This window comes from Neobacillus pocheonensis, assembly GCF_050477905.1.
GTDB lineage: Bacteria > Bacillota > Bacilli > Bacillales > Cytobacillaceae > Neobacillus > Neobacillus pocheonensis_A.
In genome coordinates this window covers 40,164-60,005 of sequence record NZ_JBCNAD010000001.1, presented here as the reverse complement: position 1 = coordinate 60,005, position 19,842 = coordinate 40,164, and the positions used below count along the sequence as shown (strand labels likewise).

24 protein-coding genes and 1 riboswitch are annotated in these 19,842 nt (G+C 41.9%); of the genes, 23 read left to right on the top strand and 1 reads right to left on the bottom strand.

Translation table 11 applies throughout. The annotated features are described in order from the left end of the window. Window positions 1-2 precede the first annotated feature (2 nt). The 23 genes from ABES02_RS00340 (at window position 3) to ABES02_RS00230 (ending at window position 18,582) form a co-directional block, all read left to right on the top strand. Window positions 3-362, top strand: a complete 360-nt coding sequence (locus tag ABES02_RS00340) for a hypothetical protein (RefSeq protein WP_430129254.1) — start codon at window positions 3-5, stop codon at window positions 360-362. Window positions 363-380: 18 nt separating this feature from the next. Beyond that, the gene (fliS, locus tag ABES02_RS00335) at window positions 381-758 is read left to right on the top strand and encodes a flagellar export chaperone FliS (RefSeq protein WP_430129251.1); all 378 of its coding nucleotides are present in this window, start codon (window positions 381-383) and stop codon (window positions 756-758) included. A gap of 110 nt (window positions 759-868) precedes the next feature. Beyond that, window positions 869-955: riboswitch (cyclic di-GMP riboswitch) on the top strand. Between the two features lie 101 nt (window positions 956-1,056). Further along, window positions 1,057-1,437, top strand: a complete 381-nt coding sequence (gene flgB / locus ABES02_RS00330; protein WP_430129248.1) for a flagellar basal body rod protein FlgB — start codon at window positions 1,057-1,059, stop codon at window positions 1,435-1,437. A gap of 16 nt (window positions 1,438-1,453) precedes the next feature. After that, window positions 1,454-1,888, top strand: coding sequence for a flagellar basal body rod protein FlgC (gene flgC, locus ABES02_RS00325; RefSeq protein ID WP_430129703.1), 435 nt, complete (start codon window positions 1,454-1,456; stop codon window positions 1,886-1,888). A 12-nt stretch (window positions 1,889-1,900) separates the two neighbouring features. Then, window positions 1,901-2,200 (top strand): flagellar hook-basal body complex protein FliE, encoded by a 300-nt coding sequence (gene fliE, locus ABES02_RS00320; RefSeq protein WP_430129245.1) that lies wholly within the window; start codon window positions 1,901-1,903, stop codon window positions 2,198-2,200. 12 nt (window positions 2,201-2,212) lie between these two features. Then, window positions 2,213-3,823, top strand: a complete 1,611-nt coding sequence (gene fliF, locus ABES02_RS00315; RefSeq protein WP_430129243.1) for a flagellar basal-body MS-ring/collar protein FliF — start codon at window positions 2,213-2,215, stop codon at window positions 3,821-3,823. Between the two features lies 1 nt (window position 3,824). Next, a complete protein-coding gene (gene fliG / locus ABES02_RS00310) occupies window positions 3,825-4,826 on the top strand; it encodes a flagellar motor switch protein FliG (protein ID WP_430129240.1) in 1,002 nt (333 codons plus the stop codon). Further along, the gene (locus tag ABES02_RS00305; RefSeq protein WP_430129237.1) at window positions 4,792-5,601 is read left to right on the top strand and encodes a FliH/SctL family protein; all 810 of its coding nucleotides are present in this window, start codon (window positions 4,792-4,794) and stop codon (window positions 5,599-5,601) included. Before fliG ends, ABES02_RS00305 begins: the two co-directional genes overlap by 35 nt. Beyond that, the gene (fliI, locus tag ABES02_RS00300; protein WP_430129234.1) at window positions 5,570-6,907 is read left to right on the top strand and encodes a flagellar protein export ATPase FliI; all 1,338 of its coding nucleotides are present in this window, start codon (window positions 5,570-5,572) and stop codon (window positions 6,905-6,907) included. The genes ABES02_RS00305 and fliI overlap by 32 nt, the downstream gene beginning before the upstream one ends. Next, a complete protein-coding gene (gene fliJ, locus ABES02_RS00295) occupies window positions 6,904-7,362 on the top strand; it encodes a flagellar export protein FliJ (RefSeq protein ID WP_430129231.1) in 459 nt (152 codons plus the stop codon). The genes fliI and fliJ overlap by 4 nt, the downstream gene beginning before the upstream one ends. 23 nt (window positions 7,363-7,385) lie before the next feature. Further along, on the top strand, window positions 7,386-7,727 hold the full coding sequence (fliN, locus tag ABES02_RS00290; protein ID WP_430129228.1) for a flagellar motor switch protein FliN: 342 nt from the start codon (window positions 7,386-7,388) through the stop codon (window positions 7,725-7,727). 11 nt (window positions 7,728-7,738) lie between these two features. Then, entirely contained in the window at window positions 7,739-8,332 is a 594-nt protein-coding gene (locus ABES02_RS00285; RefSeq protein WP_430129225.1) for a flagellar biosynthetic protein FliO, read from the top strand. 21 nt (window positions 8,333-8,353) lie between these two features. Beyond that, window positions 8,354-9,091 (top strand): flagellar type III secretion system pore protein FliP, encoded by a 738-nt coding sequence (fliP, locus tag ABES02_RS00280; RefSeq protein WP_430129222.1) that lies wholly within the window; start codon window positions 8,354-8,356, stop codon window positions 9,089-9,091. Between the two features lie 18 nt (window positions 9,092-9,109). Beyond that, window positions 9,110-9,379, top strand: coding sequence for a flagellar biosynthesis protein FliQ (gene fliQ, locus ABES02_RS00275; RefSeq protein ID WP_430129219.1), 270 nt, complete (start codon window positions 9,110-9,112; stop codon window positions 9,377-9,379). A 6-nt stretch (window positions 9,380-9,385) separates the two neighbouring features. After that, a complete protein-coding gene (gene fliR / locus ABES02_RS00270; protein ID WP_430129216.1) occupies window positions 9,386-10,168 on the top strand; it encodes a flagellar biosynthetic protein FliR in 783 nt (260 codons plus the stop codon). Next, entirely contained in the window at window positions 10,165-11,262 is a 1,098-nt protein-coding gene (flhB, locus tag ABES02_RS00265; protein ID WP_430129214.1) for a flagellar biosynthesis protein FlhB, read from the top strand. The genes fliR and flhB overlap by 4 nt, the downstream gene beginning before the upstream one ends. A 24-nt stretch (window positions 11,263-11,286) precedes the next feature. Continuing rightward, a complete protein-coding gene (gene flhA / locus ABES02_RS00260; RefSeq protein ID WP_430129211.1) occupies window positions 11,287-13,338 on the top strand; it encodes a flagellar biosynthesis protein FlhA in 2,052 nt (683 codons plus the stop codon). Continuing rightward, window positions 13,335-14,492, top strand: a complete 1,158-nt coding sequence (flhF, locus tag ABES02_RS00255; RefSeq protein ID WP_430129208.1) for a flagellar biosynthesis protein FlhF — start codon at window positions 13,335-13,337, stop codon at window positions 14,490-14,492. The genes flhA and flhF overlap by 4 nt, the downstream gene beginning before the upstream one ends. After that, the gene (locus tag ABES02_RS00250) at window positions 14,437-15,312 is read left to right on the top strand and encodes a MinD/ParA family protein (protein ID WP_430129205.1); all 876 of its coding nucleotides are present in this window, start codon (window positions 14,437-14,439) and stop codon (window positions 15,310-15,312) included. Before flhF ends, ABES02_RS00250 begins: the two co-directional genes overlap by 56 nt. A gap of 30 nt (window positions 15,313-15,342) precedes the next feature. Further along, entirely contained in the window at window positions 15,343-16,053 is a 711-nt protein-coding gene (locus ABES02_RS00245) for a sigma-70 family RNA polymerase sigma factor (protein WP_430129202.1), read from the top strand. A 150-nt stretch (window positions 16,054-16,203) separates the two neighbouring features. Continuing rightward, complete coding sequence (locus ABES02_RS00240) at window positions 16,204-16,620, top strand: hypothetical protein (RefSeq protein ID WP_430129199.1); 417 nt, start codon at window positions 16,204-16,206, stop codon at window positions 16,618-16,620. 286 nt (window positions 16,621-16,906) lie between these two features. After that, window positions 16,907-17,272 carry a P-II family nitrogen regulator gene (locus tag ABES02_RS00235; protein ID WP_430129196.1) on the top strand — a complete coding sequence of 122 codons (366 nt, stop codon included), beginning with the start codon at window positions 16,907-16,909 and terminating at the stop codon, window positions 17,270-17,272. After that, window positions 17,272-18,582 carry an ammonium transporter gene (locus tag ABES02_RS00230; RefSeq protein WP_430129194.1) on the top strand — a complete coding sequence of 437 codons (1,311 nt, stop codon included), beginning with the start codon at window positions 17,272-17,274 and terminating at the stop codon, window positions 18,580-18,582. Before ABES02_RS00235 ends, ABES02_RS00230 begins: the two co-directional genes overlap by 1 nt. Window positions 18,583-18,638: 56 nt before the next feature. Here ABES02_RS00230 and ABES02_RS00225 read toward each other — a convergent pair whose 3' ends face one another. Beyond that, a complete protein-coding gene (locus tag ABES02_RS00225; protein WP_430129191.1) occupies window positions 18,639-19,817 on the bottom strand; it encodes a diguanylate cyclase domain-containing protein in 1,179 nt (392 codons plus the stop codon). Window positions 19,818-19,842: the final 25 nt, after the last annotated feature.

Sequence of the window (19,842 nt, the reverse complement as noted above, 5' to 3'; positions counted from 1 at the left end):
TCTTGTATCAACAAAAATTGGCATTACTTAAAACCTATTACCAGCTAACCAGGCAATTACTTAACGAAATCAATGACGAAGCACCTGAACCCATCCAAGCACTAATGAATGAACGCCAAAATTGCATCGAAGAAATAAACCAACTCGATCGAAGCGCCGGGCAGATTCTCATCAACCCGGCATTGAAGGAACTACTGCAGAGCATCTTTCCAATGGAAAAAGCGCTTCAGGATAAACTAAACGCACAAAAGCAAAAGATTCTAGCAAACATTTACTCGTTAAAAAAAGAAAAAAACATCAAACAGCATTACGGGGAGCCGGCTGCTGTTTTCACAGGCTTATTTTATGATAAAAGAAAATAATGGAAAGGTGTGAAGATTATGTCACTTAACACAGCCTACCAGGCATATGAAAATAATCAAGTTTTATATGCAAAGGGGGAAGAGTTGACCCTGCTTTTATTTAAAGGGGCAATAAAATTTATTGAGCAGGCAAAACTAGCAATCGAAAAAAACGATTGGCAACGAGTCCATAACCGGATTATTAAAGCACAGAATATTATCACAGAATTAATGGTGACTCTCAATATGGACATAGAAATTTCACAATCACTCGTCCTACTATATGACTATATGAAACGAAGATTAATTGAAGCGAATGTGAAAAAAGACGCTGTAATTTTGCATGAAATCCAGGAAATGCTGACAGAATTGCTAGGTACTTGGATAGAGGTAATGAAAATGGTAAGGCCTGCTTAATCATAAGTAGGTCTTTTTTTGTTTTTTATCATTGTAATATTTATTAGTACATTGTAATATAATAATATTGGTGAAAATTCGACCAATAATACCAGAAAACGACATTTACAATCCGATAATGGCAAACCTGGGGAAATCCAGGGACGCAAAGCTATAGGGGCTAACATCTATCAAGATTATGCCAGCCAGTTGCCGAAGAGTTATAGTTTAGCTTGCTATGCACTATTCTTCGGAATAGTGCATTTTTTTGCCTTTAAACGGATTAGGAATATTTTCCGATATCTTTAGGAGGTTACTTATGCTTCAAAACATTTCAATCCTTCAAAAAGCTTTAGATGCTTCTGTGTTAAGACACAATACCATTTCAAACAATCTAGCAAATGTTAGTACTCCTAATTACAAGCCACAAAAAGTAGTTTTTGAGGAAATGTTAAAGGGGGAACTTACAAACTCCAATTTTATCGGGAAACGGACAAGTTCCAAGCATATCCCAATTGGGGGTTCACTCACTCAAGCTTATGTTACCGAGCAACCAGTGATGATGCAAAATAGTGGGAATGGAGTTGACGTCGATCAGGAAATGACTGACTTAACCAAAAACTCCATTTGGTACCAAACGTTAACGTATCAGATAGGTGAAGAATTCAATCTATTAAAAACAGCCATAAGGTCAAGGTAGGTGATTAGCCATGTCCATGTTCCAGCCATTAAATATCAGTTCTTCCGCCTTAACAGCGGAACGTCTGAAAATGGATATTATTTCTTCCAATATCGCCAATGCCACCACAACTAGAGGGAAATTGGTGAATGGGGAATGGATCCCTTATCGAAGAAAGATGGTTGAGGTCGAACCAAATGGAACAGCGCCATTTAGTTCCTATTTAAACAATGAAATGAGTGCAAATGGTGTCAAAGTAACTGGGATTGTGGAGGATAAGACCCCGTTTCAGCCCGTTTACGACCCGACCAATCCAGATGCAAATAAAGAAGGGTACGTCATGATGCCAAACGTCGATATCACCAAAGAAATGGTCGATCTTATGAGTGCCTCCAGGGCCTATGAAGCAAATGTAACGGCCTTCAATGTTGGAAAAACCATGTCTTTAAAAGCTTTAGATATTGGTAAATAAGGAGTTTAAAAGATGAAAATTGAACAGTTCATTCCATCCGCATCCTCGTTTTTACAAACAAACCGTAATGTTGATGTTGTTTCACACCCAAAAACTTCCTTCTCTTCAGCTCTAGGGGAAGCATTGCAAAGCGCCAACGAAACGATTGTCAACGCAGAAAAAATGTCCGAAAAAATCGCAACCGGTGAAATAAAAAATATTCATGATGTCACCATTGCAGCACAAAAAGCACAAATTGCACTGCAACTTACCACCCAGGTAAGGGATAAAGTGGTTGAATCCTATCAGGAAATTATGAGAATGCAAGTTTAATGAGGAGATCCTATGAAACAAAAGATCGTAGGCTTTACGGAAAAAATATCGCAGTTTTGGAAAAATACTAGCCCAAAAAGCAAAACCTTATATCTTGGCAGTTTTATCTTCTTTATTGCTATTATCAGTTTTGCCCTATTCTTTTTATTCAGAACGAATTATGTACCCCTTTATAGCAATAGTTTAAGTCAAAAAGAAATCGGCGACATCAAAGCCGCTATGGAAAAACAAGGGTTCACCGATTACAAAATCGCCAGCAATGGCACGCAAATCCTTGTTCCCAAGGAATCGGCGCCGGATCTCATTGTGAATTTGGCTTCTGAAGGTCTTCCTAAAAGCGGTCCCATCAGCTTTTCAGATCAGACGAAGGATTTAAAATTTGGGGTGACCGAGCAGGAATTGGATGTCATTGAGCGGGAAACGATTCAAAAGCAATTGGCAAATTTGATGACAAAGATTAGCGGAGTCAAAAGCGCTGAAGTTATGATTACCATGCCAAAGGAGAGCGTCTTTATCAGACCCGAAAAGGAAGATAAAGCTAGTGCCTCCATTATTGTGGACTTGGAGCCCGGGACGGAGCTTGAACAGGGGCAAATTAAAGCACTCTACTTTTTAGCTTCCAGAAGTATCCCGAATCTGCCAAAAGAAAACATTGTGATAACCGACCAATCAGGGCAGTTATTGACATTGGCGGACGCAGGTGAAACGGACGATGTTGGTTCCTACGATAAACAACGAACGATTAAGCAAAAGGTAGAGGCCGACATTCAGCGCAGCATTCAACAGATGCTGGGGACGATGCTTGGACAGGACAAGGTGTACGTCCAAACCTTTGCGAAGCTGAATTTTGATAAGGTGAAAACAGAGCAAAGCTTAGTGGAGCCTGCGGACAAGGATAAAAATGAAGGCATCGCGGTAAGTGTTGAAAAGATTAGTAAAGTATACACCGGAAAGGGAACACCGGCAGCAGGAGGAACTGCAGGAACAGCTGAGGGAGATGTTCCAGCCTATGCCTCAAGCGATTCCTCCGGAAACAATGACTACAAGGAAACAGAAGAAAGAATCAATTATGAAGTGAATCGGATTACGAAAGAGATTATTCAAAGTCCTTATACCATCGAAGATTTAACCATCAATGTTGGTGTCGAACCGCCAAATCCGAAAAATCGGAACTCACTGACACCAGAAACCCAGGATAACATCCGCAATATTATTGCCAATGTCGTCCGTACGGCCATTGATTCGGATAATACGAAAACCGATGCGGATATCAGCAACCGAATTACCGTCTTCCCGAGAGAATTTTCCGAAAAAACCAATTTGGAGGCTGCACCAGCCAAAGATCCCGAAAAAGAATCGTATCTGAATTATATTTTAATCGGAGCAGCTGCCTTAGCACTAATCATCGCTGGGATTGTCGCAGTACGATTAATCAGTCGAAGAAAAGATCAAGACCTTGAACCGATTTCCGAGTTTTTGGAGGCCAAAAAACTCAATGAGTTTGAAGTAGACATAGCGGAAAAGGAAACGGTCCAAAAAGAAATTAACCAATTGGCAGGTAAAAATACAGAGGAATTCGTGGAGCTTTTGCGCTACTGGTTAAAAGAAGAAAAGGAGGGATAAGATGCGCAGGCTAACAGGACTTCAAAAGGTGGCGATTCTATTAGTCTCGCTCGGAAAAGAAGGCTCTTCTACGATTTATAAGCATCTTAGGGAAGAGGAAGTGGAATTATTAACGAAGGAAATTGCCAATCTTCAATGGATTGACCCTAAGGTGAAGGAAGATGTCTTGAATGAATTTTACAAAATGGCGTCGGAACGAAATGTAGTCTCCAAAGGGGGAGAACATTTCGCCAAGGATTTATTAGCCCTCTCCTTTGGTGAAGAGAAAGCAAAGGAAATGCTGCACCGCTCTTCCGAAAAAAATCTAAAGAAACCTTTTTATTTTGCCCATCGGGCAGAACCGGTGCAGATTTTGAATCTGCTGCAATATGAAAATTCGCAGACAATTGCCCTTGTTTTATCCTATTTAGATTCAACGAAAGCTTCGGCCATCCTATCTTCCTTCCCAGCGGAAAAGCAGACAGAGATTGCCAAAAAAATTGCCTTAATGGATACCGTCTCCCCGGAAGTGGTCCGGCAGGTAGAAGAAGTGCTCCAGGAAAAGCTGGCGACAACCTCTTCGCAGGATTATACGGTTAACAATGGTATCGATAATATTGTCAATATTTTAACCGGCGTTGATCGCGGGACAGAAAAACATATTTTAGAATCGTTATCGGCAGAGAGCCCAAATCTGGCAGAGGAAATTAAAGGAAAGATGTTTATCTTTGAAGATATTGCTTTATTGGATAACCATTCCATTCAAAGAATCCTCCGTGACGTCGATAGTGAGGATCTGTATTTGGCCTTGAAAATTGCCAGTGAGGACCTAAAAGAGGCCGTTTATCGAAACATCTCGAAAAGAAGGGCCGAGATGCTTGAGGAACAAGGAAAGTATGATAAACCGGTAAGGCTGAAGGAAGCGGAAGAAGCACAAGGCCGCATCGTCAGAATTGTCCGCAAGCTGGAAGAAGAAGGGGCAATCATGATTGAAAGAAGGAGTGGAGAAGCCGTTGTCGTCTAAAATCTTCAAATCCACCACCATTCCTCCCATCATCGAAGCCAAAATGCTTATTTTTAAAAAGAGAATAGATGTTGATTCGAGCCGTTCGATCGAGCAGGGGCTAACCGCGGAGGAAATGCTGCAAAACGCGGAGCAGCAGGCTTCGGAATTGCTGAAGCAAGCGAACGAGCAAATTCAAAGAGAAAAAGAAAAAGCGGCTGCCGAGCTGGAAATGTGGAAGCATTCGGAACAAGAAAAGGTTATGGCCAGGCTGGATGAAATCAAGCAGCAGGGCTTTCAGGATGGGTACGACACCGGAATGCGTCAGGCTGAGGACGACTATACCTCGAAAATTCAATTAGCAGGAGAGATTTTAGAAAAAGCCTATAAAGAAAAGAAGGAAATTATCAAGGAAGCTGAACCATTTGTCATCGACCTCTCGATTCAAATGGCGGCAAAAATTATTCAGAAGGAATTAGAAACGAATCCGGATGTGCTGATCCATATGATTAAACAAAGCCTGTACTATTCCAATGAACGCTCGATGATTTCGATTTGTGTTAGCCCAGACGACTTCATCTTTGTTCAAAATCAGCGAAATCAACTGTTGGAAGCGCTGGAGGGACAAATTGAAGTGAAGATTTTGCCGGAGCATTCGATTGAAAAAGGCGGCTGCGTGATTCGGACTTCTTATGGCAGCATTGATGCCCGGATTGATGTGCAGCTGAAAGAAATCAAACAAGCGCTGCTAAAAACGTTACAGGATGATTCTTATGAAGAAGACACTAGTACTTGATAAATACCTGCATACTTTGGAGACCATTAATCCAATCAAATTCAATGGGAAAGTCACGCAGGTGATTGGTTTAACAATTGAGTCACAGGGACCAGATGTGAAGCTCGGGGATGTGTGCCACATTTATCCATCTGCCAATGAACCACCATTAGAAGCAGAGGTGGTCGGCTTTAAAGGAAACCGGGTGTTGTTAATGCCCTTAGGAGAGATTTTATCGATCGGACCTGGCTGTGAGGTGGTTTCAACCGGAAAACCGTTAACCGTCAAAGTCGGTATGGAATTACTGGGGAAGGTTTTGGATGGTTTAGGCAAACCGATGGATGAGAGTCCGCTTCCTTCTGGGTTAGTTGAAGTGATTACGAACAATAATCCACCCAACCCGTTAAAACGCCCGAGAATTCACCAACCGCTCAATGTGGGTGTTCGTTCGATTGATGGGCTGCTGACGATTGGCAAAGGCCAAAGGGTCGGCATTTTTGCTGGTAGTGGTGTAGGGAAAAGTACATTACTGGGAATGATTGCGCGGAACACCAGTGCCGATGTCAATGTCATTGGTCTCATCGGTGAACGAGGACGAGAGGTTCTTGATTTTATCGAAAGAGACCTGGGGAAGGAAGGGCTGGAAAGGTCAGTCGTCGTCGTGGCTACAAGCGACCAGCCAGCTTTAGTGAGAATCAAGGGTGCAATTATTGCGACTACGATTGCTGAATTTTTTCGTGATCAAGGTTTAAGTGTGAATCTGATGATTGATTCTGTAACGCGTTACGCGATGGCGCAACGTGAAATCGGACTGGCCATTGGCGAGCCGCCGACCACAAAAGGGTATACCCCTTCCGTGTTTGCCATGCTGCCCAAGCTGTTAGAGCGTGCAGGCACAGGGCCGAAGGGAGAAATTACAGCTTTTTACACGGTCCTGGTTGACGGTGATGATATGAATGAGCCGATTGCGGATACGGCCAGAGGAATCCTTGACGGGCACATCGTCTTAGACCGGAAACTGGCGCAGCAGGGACACTTTCCTTCTATTAACATATTAAACAGCGTCAGCCGAGTGATGAAGGATATTGCCTTGAAGGAGCATCAGTATGCAGCAGAGGTGATGAAGCAGTACATGGCGATTTATAAGGAAGCAGAGGATTTAATCAAGATTGGTGCCTATAAACAGGGAACGAATGAAGAAATCGATTTATCGCTGAAGTATAAAGGCTGGATTGACAGTTTCTTAAAGCAAGGGGTTAATGAGGCATCCCATTTAGATGATTCCATACAGACCATGATTCAACAATTTGGGGAGATGGTACCATGAGTTTTCAATTCCGCTTTGAAAAAATATTGACGATGAAGGAAAAAGAAAAGGAATCGGCTTTAAATGAAATGAATGTTGTTAAACGAATAAAAGAATCAGCAGAAAACCAATTGCTGGATTTGATTCGAAAAAAAGACGGCTACGAAAAGGACTATCAAAGGTTTCTGCAGGGCTCCATCACAATTACAGACATGAAGGAGCGGGAGCAATATCTTTTATTTCTCAACAAGCAAATTGAAAAGGCTAAGACAAAGGTCTTCGATATAACAAGGGAATTTAACCTAAAAAAAACACAGCTATTGACCAAAAACCAGGAAGAAAAGATGTGGAGCACGTGGCGGGAAAAATCCTTTGAAGAATATACCGAGAAGGTTAACCGGGAAGAACAAAATTTGCTGGATGAGATGGCGGTGGTCCGTTACTTTCATCAAAATACAAGCAGTGGACTTTATTAAATAAGAAAGAGTGCGAACTTGACATGAATGGCAAGCAAACTAAAAGAATCCAAACTGTACAATTTGCCCCGTTATCAGATGGTGCCAAATCATCTGGTTCAGGAAAGGAAATCAACTCGATTGAAGACGTGAATCTGCAGCTCATTGTCGAGTTAGGAAAAACGAGTATGAAGGTCAGGGACATTTTGAAAATAAAACCCGGCGTGATCATTCCCGTCGATAAGCTGGCAGGGGAACATGTAGATGTGGTCATCAACGGTTCGACTGTCGCAGAAGCAGAGGTTGTTGTGGTGGATGAGAAATTTGCCATTCGCATTACAGACATCGTTTCCAAGCAGGAGCGGGAAGAAACGATGCACGATTAGAGGTGGAGTTTTTGAAAATCATTCAATTATGGAAAAAAATCACTCTAGCCCTGGTTATCGTTTTCTTTGTTAACACATTTCAAAGTCAGCATATCGTGTTTGGCCAGGGAAACGGCACCGTTTACGATGCCTATAAAAAGGATCAAAAATCGGATGCAGTCGTGGCAAAGCAAACATCTGAAGAAAATCTTTCTCTTGCACCACAGATCATCAAATTTATTTTTTCGTTTGCCGCCATTATCATACTGCTGCTCTTGTTTTTGCGATTTCTTAAGTCTCGGTCCAAGAATCTTCAATCGCAAGGACCTTTTTATTCAGTCGGCGGCCATCCCTTAGGGGGCAATCGTTCCCTTCAGTTGTTAATGGTAGGCAGCACTTTGTATATTTTAGGAATCGGCAATGACGTCCGTCTGCTTCGTACGGTTGAACCCGGGCAAGAACAGGATTCCATCCTGCAATCCCTCGCGATGGAAACAGAGAGAAAACCAATGCCAAAACTCTTTTCCTTTAAAAAGAAACCGGCAGAGAACTGGGAGCAAACCTTTCTTTCGCAAATCCAGCGTGTAAACCAATCAAGTATTCCAATCAATAAGCTAAAAGACTAAGACAAAATGGCGGAGATACAGTTGGTAAAAAAAGTATTCATCATTCTACCTTTTCTTTTTTTTATTTTTCATGACGTTAGTTATGCGGCCTTTAATGTTTCCATTCCTGGGGTAACGGAAAACTCCGGGCCAGAAGGTGTGGCCACATCGATTAAGATCATGCTTTTGTTAACGGTTCTTTCCGTTGCACCGGCAATTCTTTTGCTGATGACTTCGTTTACGAGAATTGTGATTGTTTTATCGTTTGTCCGTACTTCGTTGGGCACGCAGCAAATGCCACCCAACCAAGTCATTATCGGGTTGTCGCTGTTCCTTACCTTGTTTATTATGGGACCTGTTTTTTCTGATATCCATAAACAGGCGTACCAGCCTTTTATGGAGGGAAAAATCTCACAGGAGCAAGCCTTTAAAACCGCTAGTCAGCCAATCAAGGAATTTATGGCGAAGCATACACGGGAAAAAGATTTAAATTTATTTTTAGACTATGCGAAAGAGAAGAAACCAAAACAAATCGACGATATCCCACTGCACGTTTTAGTTCCAGCCTATTCAATCAGTGAGCTAAAAACTGCTTTTCAAATGGGATTTATGATTTTTTTGCCGTTTTTAATTATTGATATGATTGTCTCGAGCATTTTGATGGCGATGGGAATGATGATGCTGCCGCCTGTGCTCATTTCGTTACCGTTTAAAATTTTATTGTTTATTTTAGTAGATGGCTGGCACTTAATTATCAAGTCCCTGCTCACCAGCTTTTAAATAAGAGAGGTACAAATCATGACACCTGAAATGGTGATGGAAATATCGAAGCAAAGCGTTTATATAACTGGTCTGGTTGCTGCACCAATTTTATTGATTGCTTTGGCAGTCGGTTTAATTATCAGTATTTTCCAAGCAGTTACGCAAATCCAAGAGCAGACGCTCGTATTCGTTCCTAAAATGATCGCGGTGTTTATCGGATTATTGATTTTTGGACCGTGGATGTTAAGACAATTAGTAAACTTTACGCAAAACATCTTTGGCAATCTGTCTCATTTTACCGGGTAGTGCAACATGATGGAATGGTTAAATGAATTGCCGTTATTTTTGCTTATTTTCGTTCGGATTTCTTGTTTTTTTATTACCGTTCCTGTTTTGATGACCAGGACAATCCCAGCACCTTTTAAAATAGGACTCTCTTTTTTTCTGGCGGTGCTTGCTGCCATTTCGATTGGTGATAATGAGACCGATGCCTTCACCGCTGGCTATCCTCTATTAATGGTAAAGGAAGCCATTGTCGGTCTTGGTTTAGGGTTTATTGCATCAATCGTTTTCTATGCACTTCAATTAGCTGGTGCCTTAATCGATATCCAAAGCGGCTTTTCGATGGGGGCTGTTTTTGATCCCCAATCCGGAACCAATGCCAATTTAACGGGAAGATTTAAAAATGCATTAGCGACTTTGTTTCTCTTTTCGATGGATGGTCATCATTTGCTTATCCAAGGCGTGCTGGAAAGCTATCAATGGATTCATGTGGACGCGCTTGTGCCGGCCTTAATGGACGGAAGAATCTCGACCATTTTGTTAGAAACCTTTAAAAGCTCATTTGTGTGTGCCTTTTTACTGGCAGCTCCGCTTGTGTTTACGCTTTTTTTGGTCGATTTAGTGCTTGGCATTATTGGGAAAACCTCACCACAAATTAATCTGATGGTGGTTGGTTTTTCTCTTAAAATAGGTATCTATTATTTTGTTTTATTTTTAGCGCTGCCCGGTTTTTTTCTATTACTTCATACGTTATTTTCACAGATGTTCGAATCAATCAGTAATATGATTCGGATCATGGGAGCGCCTTTATGAGGGTAAAAAGCCAATTTTTTCTTCAATTGGATTTACAATTTTTCGCTGAGGAAAAAACAGAGAAAGCAACGCCGCAAAAACGGAAGGAAGCTCGAAAAAAAGGCCAGGTTGCCAAAAGTGCCGAGGTGTCGGCTTCCTTGCTGCTGCTCTCTTTTTTCCTATTCCTTCTCTATTATGGCAAATACCTTGGTTCATCGCTCCTTGAATTATTTAGAGCCATTTTTTCAAATTATCTATTTGTTGATCTCACAGCTTCAAGTACTGAGAAGCTATTCATAGATTTATCCTATATCGCATTAAAAATAGTCTTACCTATTCTAGTAGTCTCGTTTGTTGTCGGATTGTGTTCGAATTACCTTCAGGTGGGCTTTTTATTTACAACAGAAAACCTGAAATTTAATTTAAATAAATTAAACCCAGTCGACGGAGCCAAACGAATTTTATCGATGCGATCGATTGTCGATTTGCTGAAAAACATCTTGAAGATGACTCTTATAGCGGCGATTTCTTATGTTTTATTAAAAAAAGAAATAGGGACTTTTCTTCATTTTTCACAAATGAGGATAGAACAAATCGTCGAGTATCTCTTTTCTGTCATAGTTAAACTGGGTCTGTCGACTTCTGTCATGTATGTCGTCATCGGAGTGGCCGATTTTATCTATCAAAAGTATGACAATGAAAAGAAAATGAGAATGTCGCTCCAGGAAATAAAAGACGAGCACAAAAAGAGTGAAGGCGATCCGTTAATTAAAGGGAAAATCAAGGAGATGCAGCGGGCCATGTCACTAAATAGGATGATGGCCGACGTACCGAAGGCGGATGTCATCATCACCAACCCAACCCATTATGCGATTGCCATCGCTTATGATGCCAACGATTCAAAAGCACCTGTTGTCCTCGCTAAGGGGGTTGACTATATGGCGCAAAAGATTAAAGAAACTGCTAAAGAAAATGGGGTCATTATTACAGAAAACAAGCCATTGGCCCGGGCTTTATATGCCAATGTCGAAATCGGGCAGGAAATACCGGAGGAATTATTCAAGGCGGTCGCAGAAATCCTTGCCTATGTCTACCGGTTAAAAGGAAAGTTTTAAGTCTTTAGGAAATATGGTGGAAAAATGAAGTTTAAGGAAATTTCCGTTTTACTTGCTGTTTTACTCATCGTGGTCATGATGGTCATTCCATTGCCTACAATCCTATTAGATATTTTGCTGATCATTAATATCTCGTTGTCCATCACGATTTTATTGGTCGGTATGAATACGAAGGAACCTTTGGATTTCTCGATTTTTCCGTCTTTATTGCTGTTAACGACACTGTTCCGGCTGGCGTTGAACGTATCAACGACCCGTTCCATCCTGTCTCATGGGAATGCTGGCCATGTGGTCGCCACCTTTGGGGAATTTGTCATCGGCGGGAATCCCGTCATTGGTTTTATCATCTTTTTAATTCTGATCATTATTCAGTTTTTAGTTATTACCAAGGGTTCGGAACGAGTAGCAGAAGTGGCAGCGCGCTTTACATTAGATGCGATGCCAGGCAAGCAAATGAGTATTGATGCCGATTTGAACGCCGGCCTCATCAGTGAAAAGGATGCCCGAACAAGAAGGGAGAAAATCAGTCAGGAAGCAGATTTTTACGGGGCAATGGACGGTGCCAGTAAATTCGTGAAAGGGGATGCGATCGCCGGGATTATTATCTTGTTCATCAATGTCATCGGCGGCTTCGTCATTGGGATGACGATGATGGGGATGGATTTAGCCCAGGCGGCTAGCACGTTCACACTGCTTTCCGTTGGTGATGGTCTTGTTAGTCAAATCCCCGCACTGCTAATTTCGACTGCAACCGGCATTATTGTCACAAGGGCAGCATCTGATGGGAGTCTAGGGGACGACCTGACACGCCAACTCTTTGCTTATCCGAAGTTGATCTATGTTGTAGCGGGATGTATTGCTTTATTCGGTTTGGTCACCCCGATTGGCATTCTGTTGACGTGGAGCATCGCTGGTTTATTGGTTTTTGGAGCCTATCGTATGCAAAAAGCAAAAGAAAAGGAAGCCGAGGAATTGGAAGAGGAACTGGAACGGCCGGTTGAGGAGGATCACAGTCCGGAAAATGTGCTGAATCTGCTGCAAGTTGATTCACTGGAATTTGAGTTTGGCTTGGGGCTGATTCCTTTGGCAGATGCATCTCAGGGCGGTGACATCTTAGACCGCGTCATTGCTATCAGAAAACAAATTGCCTTAGAATTGGGGCTCGTGATTCCGATTATCAGAATACGCGATAATGTTAATTTAGAGCCTAATATGTATGTCATCAAATTAAAAGGTAATGAGATTGCAAGCGGGGAAATTTTTCTCAATCATTTTCTAATGCTTGCACCTGAAGAGGACGACCATGGCATTGTTGGAATCGAAACGGTCGAACCAACCTTTGGACTGCCGGCGTTGTGGATTAGCGAGGAGATGAAACGCAAGGCTGAAATTTTTGGCTATACCGTCGTCGATGCCTCCTCCGTTATCACCACCCATCTGGCGGAGACAATCAAACGATATGCCCACGAGATTCTAGGCAGGGAGGAAACAAAGCAGCTAATTGAAAAAGCGAAGGAGGTTTCTCCCTCCATCGTCGAAGAACTGGTCCCGCAATTGTTATCGATGGGTCAGATTCAAAAGGTTTTACAGAAGTTGCTTAAAGAGAAAATTTCGATCCGGAATTTGCCCGTTATCCTCGAAACCCTTGCTGATTGGGCTGTATTTACGAAAAATCCGGATTATTTGACCGAGTATGCCAGACAAAGTTTATCGCGGCAAATTACGAAGCAATTGACCGTCAATAAAATGATTCAAGTCATTACAGTAAATGCAAATGTGGAAAAAATCATTAGCGAGAACCTTCAAGAAACAGAACAAGGGATGTACCTGACCTTAGATCCACAAACCATTCAGCAATTGGTTCTTTCTTTAAATGAAACGATTCAGCAGGTTGTGAGGTTGGGGATACAGCCGGTCATTCTGACTTCTCCAGCCATTCGCATGTACTTGAAACAAATTGTAGAACGAATCAATGGAGATATTCCGGTAATCTCCTTTAATGAATTGGAATCAGATGTAGAAGTTCAAAATATCGGGGTCGTTCATTTTCAACAAGTTGGGGTGGCTACTGCATGAAAATTAAAAGATATATCGTTGATTCCTTGCCACAAGCCGTGCAGCGAATTCGGCAGGATTTAGGGGATAATGCCGTTATCCTGAACACGAAAGAAATAAAAACGGGCGGTATTTTTGGACTGTTTACCAGGAAACAGCTTGAGGTCATTGCGGCTTCTGAAATGGATGAACAAAGGGCTGCAGAGCCAGATGCTCCGCCAATGGAAGGCAAGAAGGAAGATCAGGATTCTGAGGTCCTGCAACGCTTAAATAAGATGGAGCAGCTTTTAGGATCTTTCATCAACCATCAACAACCGTCCCAGGATCCTATCCCTTCAGTATTGAAGAAATGGGTGACACGGTTAGAGGACCAAGAGGTGGATGGAGAAGTCATTCACTTTATGATGAAGAAGATCTTGGCTGTGTATTCTTCTTTAGAAGAAAGGACTGAACAGGAAGTGGAAGCCATTGTTTTGGACACGTTAATCAAGTTGTTCCAGGACGGCAATGCAGTGGAGGGAGTTGAGACCGATGCGGCGATGATTACACTCATTGGTCCCACAGGAGTTGGCAAGACGACTACCATTGCTAAGCTGGCTTCAAGGCATGTGTTATTTCAGCGGAAAAAAGTGGGGTTTTTAACCGCTGATACGTTTCGGATCGCCGCCATTGAACAGTTGAAGACCTATGCAAATATTTTAAATATACCTATTGAAGTGGTGGAGAGCCCTGATCAGCTTCCACGATCGCTAAGTAACTTAAAAAACTGCCAAATCATTTTCATGGATAGTGCGGGAAGGAATTACCTTGAAGAGCAATATATTGAGGAAATTGATAGTTTTCTCTCTCTAGCCTTGAAACAGGAAAATCACCTGGTTCTTAGTATGACGTCCAGGTGGAAGGATATGAAGCAAATCGTTGAAAGAATGAAATCGGTCCAGATTGACCGGGTGATACTCACCAAATGGGATGAAAGCACCTGTTACGGGGCTGCACTCAATCTCGTGTATCACTATCCATACCCTTTATCGTTTCTGAGTTTGGGACAAGGAGTTCCCGAGGACATTATGCTTGCAGAACCGGAATACATGGCTAAAAAGATATTGGGAGTAGATGAAGATGATTCAGGATCAGGCGCAAAAACTGAGAGAGTTGTATCAGCGCTTGCTGGATAACAACAACGAAAAAACGACAAAAGTTGTATCGATTACCAGTGGAAAAGGTGGAGTCGGAAAATCCAATTTTGCTTTAAACTTTGCATTAGGCCTGATTGAATCCGGACAAAAAGTGGTCTTAATTGATTTGGATATCGGCATGGCCAATCTTGATGTTTTATTAGGGATGACGGTCAAATTCAATCTAATCGATATGGTCAACCAGAAAAAAAGCATCTGGGACGTGATAGAAAAAGGCCCGAATGGATTAGAGCTGCTTTCAGGGGGGAACGGCTTTAGTGAAATACTCCATTTGAGTGATGATGATACAAACTATTTATTTAAAGAGCTTGAAAAATTGCATGGGTATGCCGATGTTGTTTTGATTGATACCGGTGCAGGTCTTTCCAAGGAATCGCAGCGCTGCCACTTGGCCGCAGATGAAATCATTCTTGTCACTACCCCTGAACCAACCGCCATCACAGATGCCTACTCTGTGATAAAAATTTTACATCATCAAGTACCGAATCTTCATTTCAAATTGGTTGTGAATCGTGTAGAAAATTCAAAAGAAGGAATCGCGATAGCGAATCGTGTCAGGACGGTTACCAAGCAATTTTTAAAAAAGGAAATTGAGATTCTCGGTTTTATCCCAAATGATTCCATCGTGTTTCAGTCGGTTATGGAGCAGGCCCCTTTCTCCCTGAAATATCCTAAATCGCAAGCCGCAAAATGGATACGAGATATCGTTAATATTTATTTGAATGTGAATCATAAGAGTGCTCAATTTACGGGAATCAAAGGGTTTATTCAGAAGATTTCCCGGTTTGGAAAATCATAGCTTTTTCGGGAGAAAGGAGGCGGAACGGATATGAGCCAGCAGCTGGAAGAAGAGTTGTTTCATCAGTACTTGCCATTAGTTCATAAAATAGTGAAGAATACGAAAAGAAGTTTGCCTCATCATGTGGAAGAGGACGAGCTCATGTCTTTTGGGATGGTGGGGTTATTAGATGCTTTCCGAAAGTATGATAAACGAGAGAATGTAAGATTTGAAACGTATGCCACCCAAAGAATACGTGGTGAAATCTATGATGGTCTCCGCCGCAACGATCCTCTTCCTCGCACGTTGCGAAAGAAAGAAAAAGAAGTCAAGCGTGCGTTTGAATTTTTAGAGCAAAAGCTGTTTAGGAAGCCTACCTTGAGAGAAGTAAGTGATTATTTGCGGATAAGCGAAAAAGAATGCAAGGAAATTATCACTCATGCTTCCTTTGAAAAACAAGAATCGTTAAACGAACCGATTGAACAAGGGGAAGAGAATCAATTAAAAATCGATTTAATTTCCGACGATTCGCTTGTAGAGCAATCGGAGATGGTAGAAATCAAAGAGCGAAGCCACCGATTGGCTTCCTTAATTGATCAATTGCCAGAGAAGGAAAAACTTATCCTTTCCCTCATCTATTACGAGAATTTGAGTATGAGCGAAGTAGGTAGAATCTTAGGTCTTCATAAATCGAGGATCTCGCAGATTCATTCGCAAACGTTAAAAAAGTTGAAGAAGGTCTTAGAAAAGGATCTGACATAAAGACACAAGGCTCACCATTCATGGGTGAGCCCATTTTTGTTGAAAAAGTTAGGCCAAAAGACTCAACGAACACCCAAAACTTGCCGTTATTAATATACTGAAAGTAAAAATTATGAGTTTTCCAGAATGTTAGGTAAGGAGGGAATGAACTTGGTATTAAAATTGTTAAAAGCAAACTCCTCTAAAGAGGAATTGGTCCATCCTAATCAAATGGATTATCACATTAGGGTAAAATACCCGTTCGATTCAGAAATGGCGTTCTTTGATGTCAAAGAAACAGAACTAGAAGAGGAGAATACTGTAGTATTTATTGAAAATATCGGCCCTGGGGGATTAAGGTTTTTATCTAATTTGTACTTAGAGGATAATCAAGAAATTTCCTTTTCCCTAAAGGAGATACTGAAGGACAAAATTCATCTCCCTGGCAACATTATTTGGAGGGAGGAGGTCTCTCAAGGACTCTATCAGTATGGTGTCCATTTCAATATTCCAGAAGACTCCCGATCCTTTATCAATGAATTGCTATATAGATATTCAGAAACCTATTTTCAACGTACTGAACCATAGACCATTGGATGGAATGAAAATGAAATAGGAGGCTTTCGTCTCCTATTATCATACCTGTTTTTTTCACCTGTCCATGACCAAAATAAACAACCGCAAGCCCCTACATTCATGTATGGGGTAAGGTTGTTTTTTACAATTGAATCCCATTGGGGGTTCTTTTTTTATTTAAAATTTAATGAATATTCGGAATTAATAAATTGGTGGAAAAATTCCATTGACTCCAGAGTAGGATGTGGTATATATTTTAACATATTGATGTTAGGAAATGTAACATGGGGGTGTTTCCATGAAAAAAATAGAGGCAATTATTAGACCAGAGAGGCTCACGGATACCATTAAAGGTTTAAAAAAGATCGGAATTACCGGTTTCACCGTATCTCAAGTGGTTGGCCGCGGGAAGCAAAAGGATACGCAAGGTGTGTACCGTGGGAAAAATTATCAGGTGACGCTGCATCCCAAAGTAAAGCTGGAGATCGTTCTTTCGGATTATTTAGTGGAGTCCACAATCCGGACTGTTATGCAGGCAGCCCAGACGGGTGAAGATGGAGACGGTAAAATATACGTTTATCCGATTTTAGAGGCGTATAACATTCGGACGGGAACCATCGACTATGACATCGATGATTTAGCGAATCGAGAGGGTGGATTGTAATGGAACTTATGTATATAAATACCATTTGGGTTGTCCTAGCCGCTGCGATGGTGTTGTTTATGGAAGGCGGTTTTAGTTTACTCGAGGCTGGGTTTGTCCGCACGAAAAATGCCGTCAATGTGACGATGAAGATTTTTGTCGACTTAACCATTGGCGCTTTAGCGTTTTGGTTGATTGGCTTTGGCGTGATGTTTGGCAGGGATGCCTTTGGGTTTATTGGAACTAGCTTAATAGGAAGTCCTGAGAAAATTGCCCTTTCGATCGAGTTGCCAAGTATGGCATTTGTGCTTTTTCAAATGGGATTTGCGGTTGCTTGTATTTCGATTGTTTCGGGCGCATTGGCAGAGCGAATGAATTTTAAAGCCTATGTCGTTACAGCAGCCCTTATTTGTATTGTTGTCTACCCGTTATCTGGTCATTGGATTTGGAATAGTGATGGCTGGTTAGCAAAGTTAGGGATGAAGGATTTTGCGGGTTCGGCCGCGATTCATGCAGTCGGTGGCTTTGCGGCTTTCGCCATGGCAAAACTATTAGGACCAAGGAAGGGAAGGTTCAACTCTGACGGCAGCGTCAACGTCTTCGCCCCAAGTAACATTCCATTAGCATCAGCTGGCGCGTTTATTCTGTGGTTCGGCTGGTTTGCTTTTAATGCTGGCAGCACATTAGATGCTTCCAGTTCAGCTCTTGCTCCCATTGCGATTAACACGATGTTAGCGGGAGCAAGTGGGGGAGCAACGGCGTTATTTTTAACTATGAAGAAGTTTGGCAAAGCTGATCCGAGTATGACGATTAATGGCGTGTTAGCAGGTTTAGTTGCGATAACGGCTGGGTGTGCTTTTGTTTCAGAATGGAGCGCGGTTGTCATTGGAGCGATTAGCGGGTCATTGGTCATCTACTCTACGCTGTTCGTTGATTATTTAAAGGTAGATGATCCTGTCGGGGCAGTAGCTGTTCATGGATTCAGCGGCGTGTTTGGAACGATTGCGGTTGGGTTGTTTGATCGGTCAGCAGGGTTGTTGACAACAGGTCACTTTTCTCTTTTACTGGTGCAGCTCTTAGGTGCTGTTGTGGTAATTGTTTGGGGTCTCTTAGGCGGAACTTTTATGGCCAAGGTTTGTGAAAAAACGGTCGGTTTCCGGGCAACAGAACGGGAAGAGGAAGAGGGACTCGATATGTCCTACCACGGTATCCCAGCTTACAACGAATTGGAACGCTTCACGGACATCCCAACAAGTTTATTTAACTTCGAAGAAACCACCGGTGTCACGGTTGCTTCTCCAGTTACTAACAAGGCAAAGGCGGCTAACTAAAGCCGCCTTTAATCTTTAACAATCCTACTTCTATCCATCCCTTCATCATAACGCCATTAAACGTTTACTAGGCTAGGACATTCTGCTTTATAGAGCGCTTTGTTTTTATACATTTCCTTGTCCGCCAATTCTATTATTTCCTCGAGTGTTACCTGAGTTCCTGGCATGTATGGGAAAAGGCCGTAGCTTGCTGAGATTTGGTATGGCTTATGGCTTGAATCGATACTATCCTGGAAGGCCCTCTGAATGTTGTCCCAAGTCAGCCTGACGTCCTCTACCCTCTTTTTTGAAAAAATAACAATGAATTCGTCCCCGCCAAGCCGGAAGAGGATATCTTGGGAATCAAGATGTCGTTGAATCATTTTACAGCAGGTTTGAATAAGGTGGTCTCCTGTAGAATGACCGTAACGGTCATTGACGATCTTCAAATTGTTAATATCAATATAGCAAATGATAAATTCGTCTTTGCCTTCAGCGAGCTTACCGCGAAGAAGCTCCAACCCGCTTCGGCGATTCATCACACCTGTCAGCATATCAATCGAAGCAAGTTTCATCAGCTCTGCTTCCTTCTTTTTCATATCGGTAATATCGGTTGTATGGATCAGAACGCAGGTTTCATCGAGGTAATCCACTAATTCGAAATTTAGCAGTGACCATTTCCTTAGGTCCTCAGTTATTTGTTGCTCAGTCAGGTGATTTTTTATACTCTTTTCCACTAACAGCCTTTTAATGATTGCCTGACTTTCCTCCGAATGGCTAAATAGGAAACCAGCATCCAAATCGATCCCATTAAGGTGATAGTATTCGATGGCTTGCTTATTCATGAGGACGATCTCATCGCTGATGAGTTTTTTCAAAATTAACGGGTTAGGATTTAAATGAAATAATTGCCGAAAACTCTCCTCATTCCGGCTGAGCTTTTGCTTGTTTATAAAATCATTTTTGCGAAACGAATAGAAGGCTAGTGCAATCGTGAACGAAATCACGGCAGTCCCGGTTGAGTTGATGAGCATCGAAAGGTACGAATAGTGGTGGGGCTCTATTTGGTACAAGCCGATTAGGAAAAAAACATGGACAGATAAATAGTGAAAAAATAAAGTTCTTGGCCGAATCGGGAAGATGGACGCGACCCCAAGCAAAATAATGATATAAGCATAAATGTTGCCGGTGAATAGCTGGCTATTGATTGAGGAAACGGCCCCAATCCATAAATAGAGGAGGATATAGCTATTCACTATGAAACTCTTAGGTGACTTTTTG

Coding starts and splice junctions, on each gene's coding strand:
- flgC (WP_430129703.1), top strand. CDS start 1,454: ATGTTCCAGCCATTAAATATCAGTTCTTCCGCCTTAACAGCGGAACGT.
- ABES02_RS00235 (WP_430129196.1), top strand. CDS start 16,907: ATGAAAAAAATAGAGGCAATTATTAGACCAGAGAGGCTCACGGATACC.
- ABES02_RS00230 (WP_430129194.1), top strand. CDS start 17,272: ATGGAACTTATGTATATAAATACCATTTGGGTTGTCCTAGCCGCTGCG.
- fliR (WP_430129216.1), top strand. CDS start 9,386: ATGATGGAATGGTTAAATGAATTGCCGTTATTTTTGCTTATTTTCGTT.
- ABES02_RS00245 (WP_430129202.1), top strand. CDS start 15,343: ATGAGCCAGCAGCTGGAAGAAGAGTTGTTTCATCAGTACTTGCCATTA.
- fliF (WP_430129243.1), top strand. CDS start 2,213: ATGAAACAAAAGATCGTAGGCTTTACGGAAAAAATATCGCAGTTTTGG.
- flgB (WP_430129248.1), top strand. CDS start 1,057: ATGCTTCAAAACATTTCAATCCTTCAAAAAGCTTTAGATGCTTCTGTG.
- fliJ (WP_430129231.1), top strand. CDS start 6,904: ATGAGTTTTCAATTCCGCTTTGAAAAAATATTGACGATGAAGGAAAAA.
- fliQ (WP_430129219.1), top strand. CDS start 9,110: ATGACACCTGAAATGGTGATGGAAATATCGAAGCAAAGCGTTTATATA.
- fliE (WP_430129245.1), top strand. CDS start 1,901: ATGAAAATTGAACAGTTCATTCCATCCGCATCCTCGTTTTTACAAACA.
- fliS (WP_430129251.1), top strand. CDS start 381: ATGTCACTTAACACAGCCTACCAGGCATATGAAAATAATCAAGTTTTA.
- flhA (WP_430129211.1), top strand. CDS start 11,287: ATGAAGTTTAAGGAAATTTCCGTTTTACTTGCTGTTTTACTCATCGTG.
- flhB (WP_430129214.1), top strand. CDS start 10,165: ATGAGGGTAAAAAGCCAATTTTTTCTTCAATTGGATTTACAATTTTTC.
- fliI (WP_430129234.1), top strand. CDS start 5,570: ATGATTCTTATGAAGAAGACACTAGTACTTGATAAATACCTGCATACT.
- ABES02_RS00250 (WP_430129205.1), top strand. CDS start 14,437: ATGATTCAGGATCAGGCGCAAAAACTGAGAGAGTTGTATCAGCGCTTG.
- fliG (WP_430129240.1), top strand. CDS start 3,825: ATGCGCAGGCTAACAGGACTTCAAAAGGTGGCGATTCTATTAGTCTCG.
- fliN (WP_430129228.1), top strand. CDS start 7,386: ATGAATGGCAAGCAAACTAAAAGAATCCAAACTGTACAATTTGCCCCG.
- flhF (WP_430129208.1), top strand. CDS start 13,335: ATGAAAATTAAAAGATATATCGTTGATTCCTTGCCACAAGCCGTGCAG.